The 21,073-nt window shown below is 69.5% G+C and carries 17 protein-coding genes; 10 read left to right on the top strand and 7 right to left on the bottom strand.

Translation table 11 applies throughout. The annotated features are described in order from the left end of the window. Positions 1–50 precede the first annotated feature (50 nt). Positions 51–1,589 (bottom strand): MDR family MFS transporter, encoded by a 1,539-nt coding sequence (locus tag NHH00_RS09285; protein ID WP_253051581.1) that lies wholly within the window; start codon positions 1,587–1,589, stop codon positions 51–53. 321 nt (positions 1,590–1,910) lie between these two features. After that, positions 1,911–3,242 (bottom strand): MFS transporter, encoded by a 1,332-nt coding sequence (locus tag NHH00_RS09280; protein WP_253051580.1) that lies wholly within the window; start codon positions 3,240–3,242, stop codon positions 1,911–1,913. Between the two features lie 180 nt (positions 3,243–3,422). Between NHH00_RS09280 and NHH00_RS09275 the strand changes: the two genes are divergently transcribed. Further along, positions 3,423–5,141, top strand: coding sequence for a glycosyl hydrolase family 18 protein (locus NHH00_RS09275; protein ID WP_253051579.1), 1,719 nt, complete (start codon positions 3,423–3,425; stop codon positions 5,139–5,141). A 187-nt stretch (positions 5,142–5,328) separates the two neighbouring features. Here NHH00_RS09275 and NHH00_RS09270 read toward each other — a convergent pair whose 3' ends face one another. Together NHH00_RS09270 and NHH00_RS09265 are read right to left on the bottom strand one after the other, a co-directional pair. Then, complete coding sequence (locus NHH00_RS09270) at positions 5,329–6,420, bottom strand: inositol-3-phosphate synthase (RefSeq protein WP_047230909.1); 1,092 nt, start codon at positions 6,418–6,420, stop codon at positions 5,329–5,331. After that, on the bottom strand, positions 6,417–7,112 hold the full coding sequence (locus tag NHH00_RS09265) for a PadR family transcriptional regulator (RefSeq protein WP_253051578.1): 696 nt from the start codon (positions 7,110–7,112) through the stop codon (positions 6,417–6,419). The genes NHH00_RS09270 and NHH00_RS09265 overlap by 4 nt, the downstream gene beginning before the upstream one ends. A 414-nt stretch (positions 7,113–7,526) precedes the next feature. Between NHH00_RS09265 and NHH00_RS09260 the strand changes: the two genes are divergently transcribed. From NHH00_RS09260 to rplI, 5 genes are all read left to right on the top strand, one after another. Next, positions 7,527–9,917, top strand: a complete 2,391-nt coding sequence (locus NHH00_RS09260; RefSeq protein WP_253051577.1) for a transglycosylase domain-containing protein — start codon at positions 7,527–7,529, stop codon at positions 9,915–9,917. 153 nt (positions 9,918–10,070) lie between these two features. Beyond that, positions 10,071–10,361: a 30S ribosomal protein S6 gene (rpsF, locus tag NHH00_RS09255; RefSeq protein ID WP_009863694.1), complete on the top strand. Its 291-nt coding sequence runs from the start codon at positions 10,071–10,073 to the stop codon at positions 10,359–10,361. Positions 10,362–10,514: 153 nt separating this feature from the next. Next, positions 10,515–11,054 carry a single-stranded DNA-binding protein gene (locus tag NHH00_RS09250; RefSeq protein ID WP_253051576.1) on the top strand — a complete coding sequence of 180 codons (540 nt, stop codon included), beginning with the start codon at positions 10,515–10,517 and terminating at the stop codon, positions 11,052–11,054. 101 nt (positions 11,055–11,155) lie between these two features. After that, the gene (rpsR, locus tag NHH00_RS09245) at positions 11,156–11,392 is read left to right on the top strand and encodes a 30S ribosomal protein S18 (RefSeq protein ID WP_021481584.1); all 237 of its coding nucleotides are present in this window, start codon (positions 11,156–11,158) and stop codon (positions 11,390–11,392) included. Positions 11,393–11,411: 19 nt separating this feature from the next. Then, entirely contained in the window at positions 11,412–11,861 is a 450-nt protein-coding gene (gene rplI / locus NHH00_RS09240; protein WP_253051575.1) for a 50S ribosomal protein L9, read from the top strand. Positions 11,862–11,924: 63 nt separating this feature from the next. Here the strand turns inward: rplI and NHH00_RS09235 are convergent, their stop codons facing one another. Continuing rightward, positions 11,925–13,220: an MATE family efflux transporter gene (locus NHH00_RS09235; RefSeq protein ID WP_253052464.1), complete on the bottom strand. Its 1,296-nt coding sequence runs from the start codon at positions 13,218–13,220 to the stop codon at positions 11,925–11,927. A 473-nt stretch (positions 13,221–13,693) separates the two neighbouring features. Between NHH00_RS09235 and dnaB the strand changes: the two genes are divergently transcribed. Together dnaB and NHH00_RS09225 are read left to right on the top strand one after the other, a co-directional pair. Continuing rightward, positions 13,694–16,036 (top strand): replicative DNA helicase, encoded by a 2,343-nt coding sequence (gene dnaB / locus NHH00_RS09230; protein WP_253051574.1) that lies wholly within the window; start codon positions 13,694–13,696, stop codon positions 16,034–16,036. A 187-nt stretch (positions 16,037–16,223) separates the two neighbouring features. Continuing rightward, positions 16,224–17,678: a hypothetical protein gene (locus NHH00_RS09225; protein ID WP_253051573.1), complete on the top strand. Its 1,455-nt coding sequence runs from the start codon at positions 16,224–16,226 to the stop codon at positions 17,676–17,678. Between the two features lie 332 nt (positions 17,679–18,010). On the opposite strand, the gene NHH00_RS09220 is transcribed toward NHH00_RS09225, so the two are convergent. Next, positions 18,011–18,265, bottom strand: a complete 255-nt coding sequence (locus NHH00_RS09220; protein ID WP_253051572.1) for a hypothetical protein — start codon at positions 18,263–18,265, stop codon at positions 18,011–18,013. Between the two features lie 1,044 nt (positions 18,266–19,309). On the opposite strand from NHH00_RS09220, the gene NHH00_RS09215 reads away from it, so the two are divergent. Then, positions 19,310–19,846, top strand: a complete 537-nt coding sequence (locus NHH00_RS09215; protein WP_253051571.1) for a hypothetical protein — start codon at positions 19,310–19,312, stop codon at positions 19,844–19,846. 41 nt (positions 19,847–19,887) lie between these two features. On the opposite strand, the gene NHH00_RS09210 is transcribed toward NHH00_RS09215, so the two are convergent. After that, a complete protein-coding gene (locus NHH00_RS09210; RefSeq protein WP_253051570.1) occupies positions 19,888–20,526 on the bottom strand; it encodes a hypothetical protein in 639 nt (212 codons plus the stop codon). Between the two features lie 196 nt (positions 20,527–20,722). On the opposite strand from NHH00_RS09210, the gene NHH00_RS09205 reads away from it, so the two are divergent. Beyond that, positions 20,723–20,905, top strand: a complete 183-nt coding sequence (locus NHH00_RS09205) for a hypothetical protein (RefSeq protein ID WP_253051569.1) — start codon at positions 20,723–20,725, stop codon at positions 20,903–20,905. Positions 20,906–21,073: the final 168 nt, after the last annotated feature.

Below are 21,073 nucleotides of genomic sequence, written 5' to 3'. Positions count from 1 at the left end.
ATGTCGTGTTCGAGGGCGCATGACGTCGTGGTCGACGCCGCGGTGACGGTTCAGACGTCGTCGGTGGCCAGTGCGGCTTCGACCTTGACGTCGTCGACCGGTGCGTCCTGCGTCCGGTCCTGCGCGGGGCCGTGGCCCGGGCCGTGGTCCTGCGGCGCGGGGCGGCGCAGGAGGAACGAGAGGCCCACGGCCACGAGCATGACGGCCGTGCCCCAGACGAACGCGTCGCCGACGCCCTCGGCGAGCGCCGCCTGCGGTGACGCGCCCGCCTCGCCGTAGGCGATGGAGCGGGTCGTCATGACGGCGACGAACATGGCCGTGCCGGCGGCGCCCGCGAGCTGCTGCACGGTGCCGATCGACGCGGACCCGTGCGAGTACTGGTGCGGCTCGAGCGCCGAGAGCGCGGACGTGAACAGCGGCGTGAACATGAACGCGAGGCCCAGGCTCAGCGTGACGTGCAGCGCGAGGACGAACCACGGCGACGAGCTCGCGTGGATCGTCGTGAACGCCGCGAGGGCGACGGCGACGACGCTCACGCCGGGGATGACGAGCGGACGCGGTCCCACCCGGTCGTAGAGCCGGCCGACGGTCGGGCCGAGCAGACCCATGAGGAGCCCGCCCGGGAGCACGATGAGGCCGGTCGCGAGCGGCTCGAGGCCCATCGCGTCCTGCAGGAACAGCGGCAGGAGGATGAGAGAGCCGAACATGGCGACCATGCCGACCGCCATGATGCCGAGGGGCACGCTGAACCCACGGTGCGTGAACACGCGGAGGTCGAGGAGCGCGCGGTCCTCGCGCTGCAGCACGATCTGGCGCCACACGAACGCGCCGAGCGCGAGGGCCCCGAACGCGATGGGCACCGCCGGCGGGACGACCGGGGTGTGGCGCGCGGCCTCGCCGATGCTCGACAGCCCGTAGACCAGGCCGCCGAACGCGAACGCCGCGAGGACCAGCGAGAACGGGTCGAGGCGCGAGTGCGTACGGTCGGCGACGTCCCGGATGTACAGGAAGCCGAGGACGAGCGCGACGAGCGCGATCGGGAGCACGATCCCGAACACCCACCGCCAGCTCAGGGAGTTGAGGATGAGGCCCGAGAGCGACGGGCCGAGCGCGGGCGCGGCGGCCATGACGATCGAGATGTTGCCCATGACCTTGCCGCGGATCGTCGGTGGGACGAGGGTCATGATCGTCGTCATGAGCAGCGGCATCATGATCGCCGTGCCCGACGCCTGCACGACGCGGCCGACCAGCAGCCACGCGAACCCGGGGGAGACGGCGGCGAGCAGCGTGCCCGCACTGAACAGCGACATCGCGAGCAGGTAGGCGCCGCGGGTCCCCAGGCGCTGCAGCAGGAAGCCGGTCGCCGGGATGACGACGGCCATCGTCAGCATGAACGCCGTCGTGAGCCACTGACCCGTGCTGGCCGTGATGCCGAGGTCGGCCATGAGCGGCGCCAGCGCGACGCTCATGGTCGTCTCGTTGAGGATCACGACGAACGCGGAGCCCAGCAGCAGCGCGATGACGAGGAAGTCCGCCCGGGGTAGCCGGTCGACGGGTGCCGAGGTGTCATGGGTGGGGGAGGCTGTCACGGGGGTGTCTCCGCTCGCGTCGGTGGCGGCCCGGGCTCCGGTTCGGACCCGGTTCGGGGCAGGGCGGGCTGCGCGGGGGCAGCACGGGCTCGCGTGCGGTGCACGCGACGTCGGTGTCGGTTCTCGGTCGGCGGGGCCACGGTGGAGGGTGGGTGACCCGGGACGATCGACGCGGTCGGCCACGACGATCCGTACCCTGTACGACCATTCACCATCCTGCGTTATTCCCGCCGACGGTGACGACTTCTTTTCCGCCCCGGACTCATCGGTGCGCCGACGGCAGAACCGGTGCCGGAACGGCGCCGGAGCGGTGCGCTTCGATCAGGCGGGCGTGGTCCGCGACGCCGCCTCGGCGTCGGGCACGACGGCGTCCCCCGCCCCGGCCGGGGTCCGCGCCCCGCGCGTCCACATCACCAGCGCGGCGAGCGCGTACGCGACCGCGAGGGCGACGAACACGCCGCGCGACCAGCCCGTGTCGGGGAGCGTGAACGCCGCCAGCGCGGCCGCACCGACGAACGCCGCGTTGTACAGGACGTCGTAGAACGCGAACGCCCGGCCGCGGAACTCGTCGTCGGTGTCGCGCTGGACGATCGTGTCCACGGCGATCTTGGTGCCCTGCGCGGCCAGCCCGAGCAGGGCGGCGCCCGTGTACACGACCGCGCGCGACGGCGTCGTCACGAGCAGGAGCTGGCTCGCCGCGGCGAGCAGCAGCATGATCGCGATCCACACCTGCGGACCCGTGTACCGCGAGAGCGTGGGGGTCAGCACCATCGCGCCCGCGCCACCCGCGCCCGTGAGCCCCACGACGATCGCGAAGGTCGCCATGCCCGCCGTCTGGCTCCCCGCGTCGAGGAGGTTCCGGGCGATGAGGATCGACGCGATGAAGACCACGCCGTAGAGGAAGCGGTGCGTCGCCATCGCGAGCAGCGCCTGGCCCGGGGTGCGCCGCGCGACGAGGTACCGGGCGCCGTCGGCCAGCCCGCGTGCGACCTTGACGATCTCCGACCGGATCGCCGCCTCGGCGGGCCGCTCCGGGCCGAGCTCCGTGCGGCCGAGCCGCAGCGCGAGCAGCGACGCGACCCCGAAGACGAGCGCCGCGCACACGAGCGCGGACGAGTCCTTGACCCGGCCCGGCTCGAACGCGAGACCCAGGACCAACCCGATCCCGCCCCCGACGAACGCCGCGCCGGCGCCGAGCGTCGGGGTCAGGGAGTTCGCCGTGAGCAGCAGCGGGCCGTCCACGACGCGGGGGAGGCCCGCGGACAGGCCCGCGAGGAGGAAGCGGTTCACCGACAGCGCCGCGAGGCCGAGCGCGTAGATCCACCCGCTGACGCCGCCCGAGAGCATGAGGGCCGCCATGCCGAGCGTGATGACCACGCGCACGGCGTTGCCCCACGCGAGCACCTGCCGGCGCTGCCAGCGGTCGAGGAACACCCCCGCGAACGGGCCCACGATCGTGAACGGCGCCAGCATCACCGCGAACGCGCCCGCGATCGCCGCGGCCGTGCCCTGCGACTCGGGCGAGAAGAACAGCAGCGACGCCAGGCCCACCTGGAACATGCCGTCCCCGGCCTGCGAGACGAGGCGGACGGCGAACAGCCTGCGGAACCCGCGCAGCCGCAGCAGCGCTCGCAGCTCGGCGACGACACTCACCCTCCAACCCTAGGCGGTCGTCACGGCCCACCGAGCCGCCGCAGGCAGACCCGGGCTGGGACCTGCCGTTCTCGCATCCTGGGAACCCCCTGGCCAAGAATGCTTAGGAAGGTTACCTTTTCGTTTTCGTCACGACCCGCCGCAGTGGCCGGGCCCGGAGAAGCAGCGAGGCATTCTCGAATGACACGAACCCCCAGGACGGCGGCCGCAGGGCTCGCCTTCGCAGCGACGGCAGCGCTCGTCGCCGGCACGGTCGGGGCGGCGCACGCCGCACCCGCGACGGCCGGCGGAGACGGCGCCAACGGCTACAAGACCGTCGGCTACTACCCCGCGTGGGACGCCGGCAACGAGGACGGCTACCAGGTCGCCGACCTCCAGAGGACCGGGGCGGCGTCGGACCTGACGCACCTCAACTACGCGTTCGGCAACGTCACGACCGACCTGGTCTGCGACATCACCGACCGCGAGGACCCCGTCGACGGCGGCCTCGAGGGCGACCCCCTCAACGACTACGTCCAGCTCAAGCCGGCCGGGCAGGCCGTCGACGGCGTCGCGGACACCGCCGACCAGGCGCTCGCGGGCAACTTCAACCAGCTCAAGAAGCTCAAGGAGGCCAACCCGGGCCTGAAGGTCCTCATCTCGCTCGGCGGCTGGACCTGGTCGGACAACTTCTCCGACGCCGTGTCCACGCCGGAGAACCGCGAGCGGCTCGTCGAGTCCTGCCTCGACGTGTACTTCCGCGGCAACCTTCCCGTCGTCCAGGACTCGGAGAACGGCACCAAGGGCGGCGACGGCGTCGCCGCCGGCATCTTCGACGGCGTCGACCTCGACTGGGAGTGGCCCGGCGCGACCGGTGAGCACCCCACGCCGCGACCGGAGGAGGACGCGGAGAACTTCGTCCAGTTCGCGCAGCTCCTGCGCGCCGAGCTCGACGAGCTCGGCACCGAGACCGGCGAGGACTACCTCATCACCGGCTTCGCACCGGCCGGCTGGGCCCCGCGCACGTACGGTGGCTGGCTCGACCCGCGCTTCGTCGACGCGCTCGACTTCATCAACGTCCAGGGCTACGACTACCACGGCGACTGGAACACCACCCGCACCGGGCACCAGGGCAACCTGCACGTCTACGACGACCCGACCACCGGCGAGCCCGCCAACTGGGGCCTCGCCGCGGACGGCGTCCTCGGTGCCTACCACGCGGCCGGGTGGCCCAAGGAGAAGCTCGTCCTCGGCATGGCCGCGTACGGCTACGGCTGGAAGAACGTCACCGACCCGACGCCCGGTGCCGCCGCCGACGGCGCCCTCCCGTTCACCTACTACTCCGAGATCAAGGCCAAGGGCCTCCCGGAGTACTACGACGAGGTCGCCGGGCAGGGGTACTTCTACGGCGACGGCGAGTGGTGGACCGCGGACACCCCGCGCTCCGTGACGGCCAAGGCCGAGTACCTCGCCGTCAACGGCTACGGCGGCGGCTACTTCTGGGACCTCGCGGGTGACCTCGACAACGAGCTCCTCGGGACCCTGCGCGGCACGTTCGAGACCGCCACCCCGGGACCGCTCGTCCCCGCCGACGCGGCCGCCCCCTGGTACGCCTCCGGCGTGTACGCCACGGGCGACGTCGTCTACCACGACGGCGTCGAGTACCGCGCCGCCTGGTGGACCCGGAACCAGGAGCCCGGCCAGCCGAACGGGCCCTGGCGCGCCATCGGCGGTCCCGGCACCGCCCCGGCGGGAGCGGCACCCGCCTGCGGCGACGCCTGGGACGCCGGGCGCACCTACACCGCGGGCGACGTCGTGACCCGCGCGGGCGTGAACTACACCGCGCAGTGGTGGACCACCGGCTCCCAGCCCGGCACCGACGTCCACGGCGCCTGGGACGCGGGCAGCCCCTGCGCCTGACGCACCGCACGACGAGCACACGGGCAAGGCCCCTGCCGATCACCGGCAGGGGCCTCGCCCGGATCTCCACCTTCGCTGCGCTCCGGATCAGCGCTCGACTCTGCTGGTCGCGCTGGTCCTGCGCTCCGCTACGGCCGAGGGCCCGGCGAAAAGCGTGCCGGGCCATCAACCTTCGCTGCGCTCCGGATCAGCGCTCGACCTCACCGGCGATGAAGGCCTCCAGCTGCGCACGGCCCTTCGTGTCCTCCATCTGGACCGGCGGGGACTTCATGAAGTAGGTCGAGGCCGAGAGGATCGGGCCGCCGACGCCGCGGTCCTTGGCGATCTTCGCGGCGCGCACGGCGTCGATGATGATGCCGGCGGAGTTCGGGGAGTCCCACACCTCGAGCTTGTACTCCAGGTTCAGCGGGACCTCGCCGAACGCGCGGCCCTCGAGGCGCACGTAGGCCCACTTGCGGTCGTCGAGCCACGCGACGTAGTCCGACGGGCCGATGTGGACGTTGCGGTCCTCCTTCTTGCCGCCGAGCGGGCCCTCGAGGTTCGAGGTCACGGCCTGCGTCTTGGAGATCTTCTTGGACTCCAGGCGCTCGCGCTCGAGCATGTTCTTGAAGTCCATGTTCCCGCCGACGTTGAGCTGGTACGTGCGGTCCAGCACGACGCCGCGGTCCTCGAAGAGCTTGGCGAGCACGCGGTGCGTGATCGTCGCACCGACCTGCGACTTGATGTCGTCGCCGACGATCGGGACGCCGGCCTCCTCGAACTTCGCGGCCCACTCCGGGTCGGACGCGATGAAGACGGGCAGCGCGTTGACGAACGCCACGCCGGCGTCGATCGCGGCCTGCGCGTAGAACTTCGCGGCCTGCTCGGAGCCCACGGGGAGGTAGCAGACGAGCACGTCGACCTGGGCCTCGCGCAGCGCGGCGACGACGTCGACCGGCTCCGCGTCCGACTCCTCGATCGTCTGCGCGTAGTACTTGCCGATGCCGTCGAGGGTCGGGCCGCGCTGGACGGTCACGCCGAGCGGCGGGACGTCCGCGATCTTGATCGTGTTGTTCTCCGAGGCGTTGATCGCCTCCGAGAGGTCGAAGCCGACCTTCTTCGCGTCGACGTCGAACGCCGCCACGAACTCCAGGCTCGACACGTGGTAGTCGCCGAACTGCACGTGCATGAGGCCCGGGACGGTGCTGCTCGGGTCGGCGTCACGGTAGAAGTGCACGCCCTGGACGAGGGACGATGCGCAGTTGCCTACTCCGACGATGGCGACGCGGATGGAGGTCATCCTCGCTCCTTGGTGTTCGATGTTCCAGGGTCCTCGGGTCGCCTCGCGCCGTCGGGCTCCTGCTCGGATGGTTCCGCAGGATGCGGGGTGCTGCTGGTCCGCGCACGGGCGGTGCTCCGGGAGTGCCCGGAGCTCCGGTCGCGCTCGGTGGTGATGAGACCGTCGAGCCAGCGCACCTCGCGCTCGACCTGCTCGAGTCCGTGACGTTGCAGCTCGAGCGTGTACTCGTCGAGCCGCTCGCGGGTGCGAGCCGCGGACTCTCTGACCGCCTCCAGCCTCTCCGTGAGCCGGGTGCGCCGGCCCTCGAGGATGCGGATGCGGGTCTCGGCGTCGGTCTGCGCGAAGAACGCGAACCGGACGTCGAAGCTCTCGTCCTCCCAGGCTGCCGGCCCCGACGAGGCCAGCACGCTCTGGAGGTGCTCCTTGCCCTCGGCGGTCAGCTCGTAGACGATCCGCGCGCGCTTGCCCGAGAGGGCGGGCGCGAGCGTCGACTGCGCCGCGGACTGCTCGGTGCCGCTGATGAGCCCGCGGGCCACCAACGACTTGAGGGCGGGGTACAGCGAACCGTAGGACAGCACGCGGAACGACCCGAGCATGAGGTTGAGCCGCTTGCGCAGCTCGTACCCGTGCAGAGGGGACTCCTTGAGGAGGCCGAGGATCGCGGTCTCGAGCACCGGCGTCTTGCTGCGCACGAGCCCACCTCCTGACGCTCCTCGGGCGTGCCCCGGCGGGCTCGCTGTGACCTGGTGGTCGACTCGATGTATCGAGTCGATACATCGACAGGTTAGGTCGTCTCGATGTGTCGTGCAATCTTCGGGGAGTGTCGCGCAACGCGCCACAGATGTGAAGGACCCGCGGAGGCGGCGGGACGCCGCGGCGAATCAATGGCGCACGATCGCGCTGTCAGTGCTGCAGACCCTTGTCCCGACAGGGCGACGCCCTATTGTTCAGGGTGGTCCGGCGTGTGCCGACCCCGTGCCCGACGACGTCCCGCGCCCGAGGCGGGGACGCGCCGTCGGGCAGGCGGTCCGCTCGCGGCGGGCCACGAGCAGGTCCGCGGACGACGTGGAGCCGGCTTCCCGTTGCCCCCCAGAGGAAGGTAGACCGTGGCGCGATCCACGAGGACGAACGGACGGACGACCCCCCGCGGGCGCCGTCGGTTCTTCAACTACCCGCGCTCGCACGTCAAGAGCTTCCGTCGCTGGCTGCCGTCGTGGCGCGTCGTCGTCGGGACCATGCTGACCGGCGTCGCGCTCGTCGCGGGCGTGCTCGTCGCGGCGTGGTTCACGACCGAGGTGCCGACGAAGCTGCCGAGCGTCGGCGCGCAGACGTCCACGGTGTACTGGGGCGACGGGGCGACCGAGATGGGGACGTACGCGGTCGAGAACCGCGAGATCGTCGACTACGCGTCGCTGCCCGACTACGTGGGCAACGCGGTCGTCGCCTCGGAGGACAGCACCTTCTGGACCAACTCCGGCGTGGACTTCCGGGGCATCGCACGTGCCTTCTACAACAACCTCAAGGGCGGCGGCCGCCAGGGTGCCTCGACGCTCACGCAGCAGTACGTCGAGCGGTACTACACGGACACCGTCACGGACTACGCGGGCAAGGCCCGTGAGGCCATCCTCGCGCTGAAGATCACGCAGCAGCAGGACAAGGAAGACATCCTCGGCAACTACCTCAACACGATCTACTTCGGCCGCGGCGCGTACGGGATCCAGGCGGCCGCGCAGAAGTACTACGGCGTGAACGCGGCGGACCTGACGATCTCCCAGGCCGCGATGATCTCGGGCATCATCCCCAACCCGACGAACTGGGACCCCGCGAACAACCCCGAGCAGGCGCAGCACCGCTGGGAGCGGTCGCTCAAGAACATGCGGGACGACGGCCACATCGACAAGGCCCAGTACGACGAGGCGATCGCGGCCGGGTTCCCGACGGCGAACCCCTACGAGAAGTCGGACAAGTACTTCGGACCGACCGGGTACCTCCTCACCATGGTCGAGCAAGAGCTGGCGAGCAAGGGCATCGGCATCTCCGAGGCCGACCTGACGAGCAAGGGCTACAAGGTCGTGACGACGATCGACCAGGGGATGCAGGACGCGGCGGCGGCGACGGCCGAGTCTCTCCCTCGCGCCGAGCGCGGCGAGGAGAACCCCGTCTCGGAGAACATCCGCGCCGCGATCGTCTCCATCGACCCGAACGACGGCTCGATCCGGGCGCTCTACGGTGGCCGGGACTTCCTGCAGAACCAGTACAACAACGCGACCCGCGGCGCGGCCCAGGGCGGCTCGACCTTCAAGCCGTTCACGCTCATCGCGGGGCTCGAGAACGGCCACACGCTCGACGAGCGGTTCGACGGCGACTCGCCCAAGACGTTCCCCGGCGCGGACAACGGCAGCGACTGGAAGGTCCGCAACTTCAGCGACCACGACTGGGGAAACATCGACCTCACCGAGGCGACCGCGCAGTCGGTGAACACCGCCTACGCGGAGCTCAACCTCGAGGTCGGGCCGGAGAAGACCGCGGACGTCGCAGCACGTCTGGGCATCAAGGCCGACGTCGGGTCAAACCTGGCGAACGTGCTCGGTGACGCGACGGTGACGCCGCTCGAGCTGACGAACGCCTACGCGACCATCGCCGCGCAGGGCATGCGGTCGACGCCGCACATCGTGGCTTCCGTGACCGACTCCCGGGGCAACCTGGTGTACCAGGCACCGGGCGCCGACAAGCGCGAGCAGGAGTTCGCTCCGGACGTCATGGCTGCCGCGACGTACGCCCTCTCCCAGGTCGTCGAGAAGGGGTCGGGCAAGCCGGCGCAGGCCATCGGCCGCCCGGCCGCCGGCAAGACCGGAACCTCCACCGACAACAAGTCGGCCTGGTTCGCAGGATTCACCCCTGGTCTCGCGACGGTCGTCGGTCTCTACCAGTCCGGACCGAACGGCGAGCAGGAGCAGATCACCCCGTTCGGCAAGTGGGTCGGGGACGAGATCACGGGTGGTTCCTGGCCGGTCGAGGCCTGGACCTCCTACATGCAGACGGCCGTGGCGAACCTGCCTGCCGGCGAGTTCCCGGCGTACACGCCGCCCAAGCCGCAGCCGACGGAGACGCCCACCGAGACCCCGACGGAGACCCCGACCGAGGACACGCAGCCGGAGGAGCCGGTGGAGCCGGAGCAGCCGGAGAACGTCACGGTGCCCAGCGTCGTCGGCATGGAGAGCCGGGCCGCGCGCGCCCAGCTCGAGGCGGCAGGGCTCAAGGTGCGGATCACCGAGGAGTTCTCCGACCAGCAGCCGCGGGGCTTCGTCATCAGCCAGTCGTCGATGAGCGAGGTGCCGCCCGGGTCGACGATCGCGCTCGTGGTCTCGAAGGGCACCGATCCCGGGCAGCAGCCGACCGACCCACCAGACCCGGAGAACCCCAATCCGTCCCCGACCGAGACGGGGAACCCGGGCGGTGGCGGGAACGGTGGCGGCGGCGGGAACGGCAACCCCTGACCTCGGCCGTTCCGGAGATTTCCAGGGGCCCGCGCCGAGCGGGTACCCTGGGGAGCTGCCGTCCGCACGTCGGACGGCAACAGCACGAATGCATGAACCCTCCTGTCACGGAGAGACCGTGACCGCGAAGACCAGAGGAGGTGGGTTATCCGCATGCGTCAGTACGAACTGATGATCATCCTCGACCCCGAGATCGAGGAGCGCACCGTCGCCCCGTCGCTCGACAAGTACCTGTCGGTCATCAAGACCGACGGCGGCTCCGTCGACAAGGTGGACATCTGGGGTCGTCGCCGCCTCGCGTACGACATCAACAAGAAGTCCGAGGGCATCTACGCGGTCGTCGACTTCACGTCGACGTCCGACACCGCCAAGGAGCTGGACCGTCAGCTCGGCCTCAACGAGGTCGTCCTGCGGACCAAGATCCTGCGCACGGACGCTCGCTGACCCTCCCCGCGTCCCCCGTCCGACCGTCCCGCACGGGATGCTCCACGCCGTAGCGCGTGTGGGCGCCGCGTGATGGGATGAGCGACGCGAGAACGTTACGAGCGAGGCGCGCGGCGCCGTCGACGACACAGACGACACACGAAGGAGCTGGCCATGGCAGGTGACACCGTCATCACGGTGATCGGGAACCTCACGGGAGACCCGGAGCTGCGTTTCACCCCCTCGGGTGCGGCGGTGGCCAACTTCACGGTGGCGTCGACGCCGCGGACCTTCGACCGCCAGTCGAACGAGTGGAAGGACGGGGACACCCTGTTCATGCGCTGCTCGATCTGGCGCGAGGCCGCGGAGAACGTCGCGGAGTCGCTGACGAAGGGCATGCGCGTCATCGTGCAGGGCCGCCTCGTCCAGCGCTCGTACGAGACTCGCGAGGGGGAGAAGCGCACCGTCGTCGAGCTGCAGGTGGACGAGATCGGTCCTTCCCTGCGCTACGCCTCCGCGAAGGTCACCCGCGCCCAGCGCTCGGGTGGCGGCGGCTTCGGCGGCGGTGGCGGCTACGGAGGTGGCGCCAACTCCGGCGGCGCCTCCGGCGGCGGATTCAGCTCCGGCGGCGGTCAGCAGCAGAGCGACGACCCGTGGGCCACGGCCGGCCCCGCGTCGTCCGGTGGTTCGTTCTCCGACGAGCCCCCGTTCTGATCGCCCGCCACTCCCAGAACACACACCCGTCCCCGCGGGTGCCGCGCCGCTCGTCGGCGCGGACCGCGCGCGGGGATCGCACCTTGTAGAGGAGCAACACCATGGCGAAGCCTGTGGTGCGCAAGCCCAAGAAGAAGTCCAACCCGCTGAAGTCGGCCAAGATCGAGTCGGTCGACTACAAGGACACCGCGCTGCTGCGCAAGTTCATCTCCGACCGCGGCAAGATCCGCGCGCGTCGCGTGACCGGCGTCTCCGTCCAGGAGCAGCGCCAGATCGCCCGTGCGGTGAAGAACGCGCGCGAGATGGCGCTGCTGCCGTACACGTCGACGGCTCGCTGAGCGGGAAGGGAGAGAACTCATGGCCAAGCTGATCCTGACCCACGAGGTCACCGGTCTCGGTGAGCCCGGCGACGTCGTCGAGGTGAAGGACGGGTACGCCCGTAACTTCCTCGTCCCGCGCAAGCTCGCCACGCCGTGGTCCAAGGGCGCCGAGTCGCAGGTGACTGCGATCCGCAAGGCGCGCAAGGCCCGCGAGATCGCGTCGCTCGACGACGCGAAGGCGATCCGCGACTCGCTGCAGTCGAAGCCGGTCGTCGTGCCCGCGAAGGCCGGCGCCGCCGGTCGTCTCTTCGGTGCCGTGACGACGGCGGACATCGCGTCCGCGGTCGCCGCTGCCGAGGGCCCGTCGGTCGACAAGCGCAAGATCGAGATCGGCCAGCCGATCAAGGCGACGGGTGACTACACCGTCTCCGTCCGCCTCCACCCGGAGGTCTCCGCGACCCTCGCGGTGAAGGTCGTCGCTGCCTGATCTGCTGCTGAGCAGTCCTCGAAGGCCCGGTCTCTCCTCGGAGGGGCCGGGCCTCCGTGCTGTTCAGGCCGTGCCGGTGACCATCCAGGCGGTGCCCCGGGCGCGAAGGCCCGTGGTCACGGCGCGAGCCGCCATGAAGACCCCCGCGAAGGCGAGCCACAACCACGCGAGCCCCGCTGCGCCGTCGGGCGCCCACTGCCGGACGGCGAGCGCGAACGGCGCGTAGACCACCAGCGTGAGCATGCCCGCCCAGGCGAGGAACCGGCCGTCCCCGGCGCCGATGAGGACGCCGTCGAGGACGAACACCCAGCCCGCCATGGGCAGGAGCAGCCCGCACACGGCCATGCCGACGGCGACCGCGGCGCGCACGTCCGGGTCCGACGTGAAGAGCAGCGCGAACCACCAGCCGCCCGCGGCCATGACGATCCCGAGGGCGGCGCCTGCCGCGACCCCCCACTGCAGGGTGCGGCGCAGGACGGCCCGGACGCGCGGGACGTCGTCGGCCCCGAGCCCGTGGCCGACGAGCGCCTGTGCGGCGATGGCGAGCGCGTCGAGCGCGAACGCCGCCAGACCCCACACGGAGTTCACGACCTGGTAGCCCGCGAGCGTCACCTCGCCGAGCCCGGTCGCCACGAAGACGGTGAGGAGGATCGCGAGGCGCAGCGAGAGGGTACGGACGAAGAGCGGCACCCCGGCGCGCGCGTTGGACCAGATGCCGCCGGCCGCGGGGCGCAGGGACGCGCCGTGGCGCCGTGCACCGCGCACGACCACGACGACGAGCACCGCGCCCATGCTGAGCTGCGCGACGGCCGTCCCGATGCCCGAGCCGGCGATCCCGAGACCCGCGCCGTAGACGAGGACGACGTTGAGGACCGCGTTGAAGGTGGCACCACCCGCGGCGACCCACAGGGGCGTCCGCGTGTCCTGCATGCCGCGCAGCACGCCTGTGGAGGCGAGGACGAGGAGCATCCCCGGGAGGCCGAGCGCAGACCAGCGCAGGTAGACGACGGCGTGCTCGGCGACGTCGCCCGTCCCGCCCATCGCTCCGACCGCCCAGGGCGCGGTCGCCCACAGGGCGGCGGCGAGGAGCACGCCGAGCCCGACAGCGAGCCACAGGCCGTCGACGCCCGACTGGAGCGCCTCGCGCGTGTGCCCGGCGCCGATGCGACGGGCGACGGCCGCCGTGGTCGCGTAGGCGAGGAAGACGCACAGCCCGACGAGCGTGACCAGGAGCGTCGAGGCGAGGGAGAGCCCGGCGAGCTGAGCCGTGCCGAGGTGGCCGACGACGGCGCTGTCGACGAGGACGAAGAGCGGCTCCGCGACGAGCGCGCCGAGGGCCGGGACGGCGAGCGCGAGGATCTCGCGGTCGAGCCGGGAACGGGTGCGGCGTCCTGTGGACGACGACGCCGGGTCGGGTGGCGTCCGGGTGTCGCCGACGTGGCCGGGCGGTGTCCGGCGTGTCGTCGGCGTGTCGTCCGACTTTCTTTCTTCCACACCCCTGAGGGTAGTGACGAGGCTGGTCAGAGGCCGCTCGCGCTGATGTACACAGGGAGATCGTGACGTTGTCCACACGGTTATCCACCGGGTGTGCACAGCGAGGGGGACTGTGTCCACAGGTTCGGGGGTCCCTGTCCACCGGGCGTGCACAGGGCCGTTTGCGGGGTGTCGACCAGCGATCTAGTGTCGCGGGGTCGTGCTTGTCGGAGGCGGGAGGCGCGGCCACCGGGACAGTCGTGTGGGTGGCCCGCGGTAGAACACGTGTACGACGAAGGTTTGTCCCGGTCGCGCGGTCCCTCGGTGGGTCGTGAAGGGCTCGGGGGAGCGAGGGGCGCATGTCGATCGAGGAGCTCGAGGAGAGCTACGGGGGACCGGGGCCGTCAGGTTTCGACCGGACGCCTCCCCAGGACGTCGCGGCGGAGATGAGCGTGCTCGGCGGCATGCTGCTGTCCAAGGACGCCATCGCCGACGTCATCGAGCAGATCCGTGGCTCCGACTTCTACCGCCCCGCGCACGAGGTCGTCTACGAGGCGATCATCGACCTCTACGGCCGCGGCGAGCCCGCCGACGCCATCACCGTCGTGGCCGAGCTGACCAAGCGCGGCGAGCTGCAGCGCATCGGCGGCGCCCCGTACATCCACGACCTGATGGCCGGCGTCCCGACCGCCGCGAACGCCGGGTACTACGCGCGCATCGTGCGCGAGCGCGCCGTGCTCCGGCGCCTCGTCGAGGCCGGCACGCGCATCGTGCAGCTCGGCTACGCGACCGACGGCGGCGACGTCGACGAGATCGTCAACAACGCCCAGGCCGAGGTCTATGCCGTCACGGAGCGTCGGACGACCGAGGACTACCTCCCGCTCTCGGAGATCCTCGGCCCCACGTTCGACGAGATCGAGGCCGCGCAGGGCCGCGGCGAGGGCATGACCGGCGTCCCGACCGGCTACTCCGACTTCGACCGCCTCACCAACGGCCTGCACCCCGGTCAGATGATCGTCGTCGCGGCGCGACCTGCCATCGGCAAGGCCCTCGCGCTGGACACGCCGCTCCCGACGCCGTCGGGCTGGACGACGATGGGTGACGTCGCCGTCGGTGACCTGATCCTCTCCGCGGACGGGACGCCCACGCGGGTCGTCGCCGCGACCGAGGTCATGGTCGACCGCCCGTGCTACGAGGTCGAGCTCGACGACGGCACGGTGATCGTCGCGGACGCCCAGCATCAGTGGGTGACCTCGACCCGCGCCCAGCGACGCGCGGTGCGATCCGGCCAGACGCCGGACTCGTCCGTGCGGACGACCGAGGAGCTCGCCGCCACGCTCCGGACGGCGACTGCCGACAAGCGCGCGAACCATTCCATCGTCACCGCGGCGCCGCTCGACCTGCCCGACGCGGACCTCCCGATCCACCCGTACGCACTCGGGGTGTGGCTGGGCGACGGCAGCTCCCGACGTGCCGAGCTCACGTCCGCCGACCCCGAGATCGAGATGCGGCTCGAGGGGCTGGGCTACGTCGCGCGGCCGGACGCGGACGACCTGCTCGCGCTCGGTGTGCCGGGGACCGACCACATCCCGGCGGCGTACCTGCGCGCGAGCGAGGCACAGCGTCGGGACCTTCTGGCGGGGCTGCTCGACACCGACGGCACCGTCATGCCGCAGGGCAGCGTCCAGATCAGCCTGACGAACGAGCGGCTCGCGCGCGAGACGCGTGAGCTCATCCTGTCGCTCGGGTATCGCACGGGTTGGTCGACGAAGACCGTGAAGGGACGGACCGAGGCGTCGTCGACGGCGTACACGATCACCTTCACGACCGAGGACGACGTGTTCTGGCTGGAGCGCAAGCGCCTCGTCCACAAGGAGCGCCGCCGTCCGGGCACCGCGCGGCTCACGTCACGGTTCGTCGTCGACGTCCGCCGGGTCGAGTCGGTGCCGGTGCGCTGCGTCGAGGTCGACCATCCCTCGCACCTGTACCTGGCAGGACGATCGATGGTGCCGACGCACAACTCCGTGCTCGGCATCAATGTCGCGACCCACGCCGCGGTGCACCACCAGATGGCGTCCGTCATCTTCTCGCTGGAGATGAGCCGCAACGAGATCACCATGCGCCTTCTCGCCGCCGAGGCGCGGGTGCCGCTGACGCGGATGCGGTCCGGGAAGATGGACGAGCAGGACTGGCAGAAGCTCGCGTCGACCATGGGCAAGGTCGCCGAGGCGCCGCTGTTCATCGACGACTCGCCGAACATGTCGCTCATGGAGATCCGGGCGAAGTGCCGCCGCCTCAAGCAGCGCCACGACCTCAAGCTCGTCGTCATCGACTATCTCCAGCTCATGAGCTCCGGCAAGCGCGTCGAGTCGCGCCAGCAGGAGGTCTCCGAGTTCTCGCGTGCGCTCAAGCTCCTCGCGAAGGAGCTCGAAGTTCCGGTCATCGCGATCTCGCAGCTGAACCGTGGTCCGGAGCAGCGTGGGGACAAGAAACCACAAATGAGTGATCTTCGCGAAAGTGGATCTATCGAACAGGATGCTGACGTTGTGATCCTTTTGCATCGCGAAGACGCGTACGAAAAAGAATCACCGAGGGCGGGTGAGGCGGATCTCATTGTTGCCAAGCATCGAAATGGTCCGACCGACACTATTACCGTCGCGTTCCAGGGTCATTATCAGCGGTTCGCCGATATGCAGATGTAGCGAGCGCCTGTGTAGAGATGCAGCCAACTTTTCTCGATCGGCCAAATAGGCAACTTGACTGCAATCAGACCTCCCGCAGGCCAAAGCCCTAACCATCATGCCGTCTAGTCGTGTTGAAGTCAGGTGACGGCCCGGTCGGGGCGATCTTGCGTCGATAGATGGTGGCGGATACTCAAGGAGGTGGCCGGTGGCGGTGAATCGGTACGACCGTGAGGTGCGAGATGGTGAGTACCTCCAACGGGTTCGTCGGCATCCGCCGAGCGGGTTGCTGCCGCTGGTCGCGGCCGCTTCGGCGCGTTATCCGATGGATGGTTGGGAGTCGAGTCCCGGGCGCCGGTACACCCCGTGGGCTCTGGCCGATGTCGCGAGAGTGAGCTTGGCCTACGGCAACGAGAAGCGCGGCGGGGTTACTGATGAGGACGATCTGCTCTCGTGCTTGTGCGCCTACAGTTCCTTGGGTGATCCGACGCTCACGCCCGACAGTGGCGCAGGGGAGTTGTTCGCGTTCTTCCTGAGACTGTGCTCCGAGCAGCTCCCGTTTCAGCGGCGCGCGTTCGGCAGTCTCGCCCGGACGATGGCTCTGTTCGAGCAGACGATGCCCGCGCGGGAACTCGAGGTGATCCGCCAGGGGTGGGACGAGGAGGTCCTCGGTGCGTCGCTCGAGAACTACGTGCGCACGGCGTTGCTGCTTCAGGCCGGCGCCGTGAACAACCTGGGCACGTTTGATCTTGCCTGGCTCGATCAGCCGAACTTTGAGGAGATCCTCCAGACACTGCCCCGTGATGCGTTTCTCAGCGCGTTGACGAAGCAGTTCGTGACGGATCCCGTCACGTTCAGGAAGGATCAGGATTCTCAGCCTGCCCTCGAGCAGGAGTATCGCCGCTTCGGCCACAACCCACTGTGGGCAAGACCCGTGGTGCGGTCGCTTGGCGAGTCGCTCCTCATCCCGGTCATCGACCTCCTGGCCCTCAAGGTCAGCCCGCTGGGCATCTTCTACTCGGGAGTCGCCGCATATGGCGAAGCGTTCTCTCGGGACCTAGGGCATCTCGTCGAGGCGTATGTTGGGCGACAACTCCGACTCCTACCAGCAAACCATGACGTGCGCGCAGCGATCACCTACGGGCGTGACAAGCGTCAGAGCGTGGACTGGATCGTCATAGGACCAGGTGTCACGGTTTTGATCGAGGTCAAGTCCGTACGGCCGACAGAAGCCGTACGACTGGGTACCGCACAAGCGGCGAGCGCGCTGCAGCGCATGTTGGGCAAGGCTCACACGCAGATCGCGGAGACCGCGCGACTGGTGCGATCACGGCAAGCAGAGTTCGCCGTGATCCCCGACCAACCCATGCTCGGGCTCGTCGTAACGCTTGAACCTTTCGACACCCTCTACGACCCTTTCCGCGTCGTAGAGTTCCCTGCACCTGGCGTTCCGACCGCGATCTGCTCGATCGCAGACCTTGAGTTCCTCGTCGGAGCCGACTCGGACCCGTTCCTACTTCTGACGCGGCAGCACGAGGAGTCAGGCCAGATCGACGTCCGGCGCGTTTTAACTGGCCGGCCAATCGAACGCAACGCCGTACTCGACGCGGCCTTCGGGCGATACTCCTGGTTGCGCTCCACCAGCCAGGGCCTGGACGCGTAGGCCGCCCACTACCCTCCCGTGACACGACCGCATCTCAGAAGCCCGGATCCTTCGGGGGCGAGGATGTCGAAGACCTGCTCCACGGCACCAGCCTGAGCTCCAGGGTGCTCGTCCTGACAGGATGAGAGTGCTCGTCATCGGGCCCGACGTCGAGGGCGAACCGCCCGCCGGCGCGCCGCGCGCTACGAGTTTGGGCACATTGCCGCGAACGTCTGTGTCGCGGCCGCGCCCGAGATCCTCGTCCGCCAGGCGGGCATCGTTGCCGTCTATCGACCGTTCACACGCGAACGCGCCCCCGTCCTCCCCTCGGGAGGGCGGGGGCGCGTCGAGCGCTATGCGTTTGCGTGGCTCGTGGGGTGAAGGGCGGGCTTGGCGAAGAACCCGGTGAACCCCAACACGGCGACGGCTCCTCCGATGGCCATCGTGGTGACTGCGCATCCGAGCAGTAGGGTCACCTGACTGCGTGGCACACCGTCCTCGGCCAGCGGGTTGTCGGAGATGACGCTGACGGTGTAGCCGATCACGAGGCTGACCACCCCGAGCAGGATGCCGAGCACCATCAGCGAGACAGGTACTTTGCGCGACATGGCATTCCTCCAGGTCAGGGGTTGCAACCGGCGAGGAAGGTGCTGCCCCAACCGCCGTTCGGACGCCAAGAGTCGATGTTCCAGGTGTCCTTGACCCTAGCGATGGTCGGAGAACGGGCGGACCTACTCGTCGCGGGAGATGAGCGCGTGGAGTGTGGTTGCGGTCGCGGCGAACGTACTAGTGCCCGCGCTCACCGCCGCGAGGCAGGCGACCGCGGTCCCAGACGCCTGTGTCGAGATGGCGGCGGTGGCAGCGGTGCAGAGGGCTGGCACTGATGAGACGGTGAGGATGAACGCGGCACGAAGGTTCACCAGCCCGCCTGTCCTGTTCGGCGTCGGCGTGGGCTTGCGGCGTACCCTGAACATGGTTGACCTCCTGGACTTGACTCGAGCGTCATGAACGGGGCCGGCCCGCGGCCCGCACCGCTGCTACGGTGCGGGCCGCTCGCGTCGGGCTGGCCTCGGTGCGTTCATCATGGGCGCCCTCTCCCTGGCTGTCACGGCACCGCCGCGGTACGATTGACCGGCCAGGAGTTGCCATCTGATATCACACGTCAGTAGCGATCAGGCCGGTCAAAACGTAACGATCAATTGTGCGAACGGGTCACGAGCATGGCATTGCCGCCCCTCTCAGCCAAGCAACGGACGTCGCTCGAGCGCCGCGTCAAGCGACTCGTCGCCATGGCCGACTCGGTCCACAATGCCCGCGACCGCTACGCCGCCGCGTACGGCGAACTGGATCGACTGCGCCTACGCAGGGGGTTCGCCTACCGGCCCGACATCGACGACTCCCAAGAGGCATCGGACCGGAAAGCTCCACCGCATGGCGAGCGACCCGCAGCCAGTCGCCTCGTCACACCACGTGGGGGAGCGCTCCGACTGCAACTCACCGCGCTAGCCGCGAGACAGTCAGCGGTACGGCCCCGCCTCACTCTGCCGGTCGGCCAACCGCGAGGTGCTGAGACCGGCCAGCCGCGCAGCTGGGCCGACTTGTTCGCATCACCCTCGCAGGCGACCACGGGCGGTCGGGCCAACGTCTCGCGCATGGACAAGCGTGTGAAGCAGGTGCGTTCGGCCCTGCGTCGCATGGAACAGGAAGGCCTCGCCATCGTCGGCGACCATCTGGACCTCCTGCAGGAGGACGCTCTGTCTGCACAGGCGGGGGCACCGTCCTACAAGCCGCCCAGACTGCCGGAGCCGACCTTCGATCTTCCAGGAGACTTCATCAACAAGGGCTGGGTGCACGTTCTCGAAGACACCGAGATCCTGCTGCTCCTCATGGTTGCCTGCGGAGCGGGACGCCTTGCCGACGTCTCCCCGGAGATAGCGATCCCGAGCCGAACCCGACTCTTGAACTACGGGATCACCCGCGACAGCTACAGCACCGCCCATCACGCGCTCAGCGACTTCGGGCTCCTACAAGTCGACGACGTCGGCCGCTACGACGACGGGCGAGTGATCGACTACGGCACCGAGGACGGACAACTGCAAGTACATCGACTTACGCTGCGTCCCGACGGGTTCGCTCGTGACGCGTACCCCGTCGTGCGCGATGCGCTCCAGGTCAGACTCGCGATCTAGAGACACGCGTACGTTGCGGACGGCACGCTCAAAGCTTGCCTTCAGCCGGCACTCAGTTGCTCGGCCGTCGTCCTCATGACCGTCTCCCAGCCCTCGCGAAGCGCCCACCGCGCCGTGTGTTCGTCTGTGTGGATCTCAACGATCTTGCCGGGAACCTCGCCGAGAGAGGACGGCTGGAAGTGGAGGGCGGCAGCGAACGCGGCCTTGTGGGCGACCGCAAGTAGCCGTGCCACCTCGCCAAGTGAATCGGGGTCGATTGGAACCGCCTCAAACTCTTCGTGCCGGGCACGGGGTTGCTTAGGTCGCGGCGTGCGCTTCCGCCACATGAGCCGCTCGCCAGCCTCACTGACCCGCGGCAGTCCGTGCGCGAGCCCATGGCGATATGCGAGTAGGTCAGCGGCGTGGTCTAGCGTGAGCGTTAGTCCGCGCCGCTCCTGCTCAGTCAACGGTGGAAGCGCGCGGCGCACGCGCCCGATCACGTCGCTGCTCCCGTACGACCGGTAGTACTCGGTTTCGTACTCGCGTGGTGTCGCATCGCGCCCAACGGTGAGCGCCAGTGCAAGGCGGTTAAGCATGTCCTCGAGTTCCGTCGCCCGGTAGATGACGTCAGCGATGGAGCGCAGTTCATCAGGTGTGAGTTTGTGGTACCGGAGCTTCATGAACTCAGCGATGGGAACCATCGCGGGAGCATACTGCCACTCCCGCCATCCGACGCCGGTCAGCAGGGACTGCTGGACGTCTCTCCGCGGAGCTGGTGTATCCCGTGCTCGGTGGAGTTGGGTTGCCGGGGTTCTTGTGCCACCCGAGCCTGTAGGAAGGGCATCGTGGGACGCCGTGGGGCACGTCGAGACTGCGACATACGGTCGCAGGCGGGTCGTGCGCGTCGGGGACGACGGCCGTGTCGACGACGGCCGTGTCGCAGTGCGCTTCGAGACCGCCCGGCCCGGTCCTGGCCGTCAGCGCTGGGAAGACCTGGATGTCGAGGATCTCACGCTGGTCGAGCCGCTCGGCCCCGACGGCGTGCCGGTGCGTGGCACGCTCCTGGACCGGGAGGAGTAGGGCCGAGGTCAAGACCCAACGGCTGCGTTAGGGCGCGGAGTACCTATTCCGCTCGTCGACGGAGTTGTTCGGCGGTGCAGTGCTGAGTGTGCGGCTCGCGTACGAGCTCGTGAAGCGTCCTCCGCGCGAGCGAACCTGGACCGGGCATAGAAGACCTCGAGACGGGCG

Source organism: Cellulosimicrobium cellulans (genome assembly GCF_024124905.1).
In the GTDB taxonomy this organism is placed as follows: Bacteria; Actinomycetota; Actinomycetes; order Actinomycetales; family Cellulomonadaceae; genus Cellulosimicrobium; species Cellulosimicrobium cellulans_G.
This window is presented reverse-complemented; position numbering and strand designations above follow the sequence as displayed.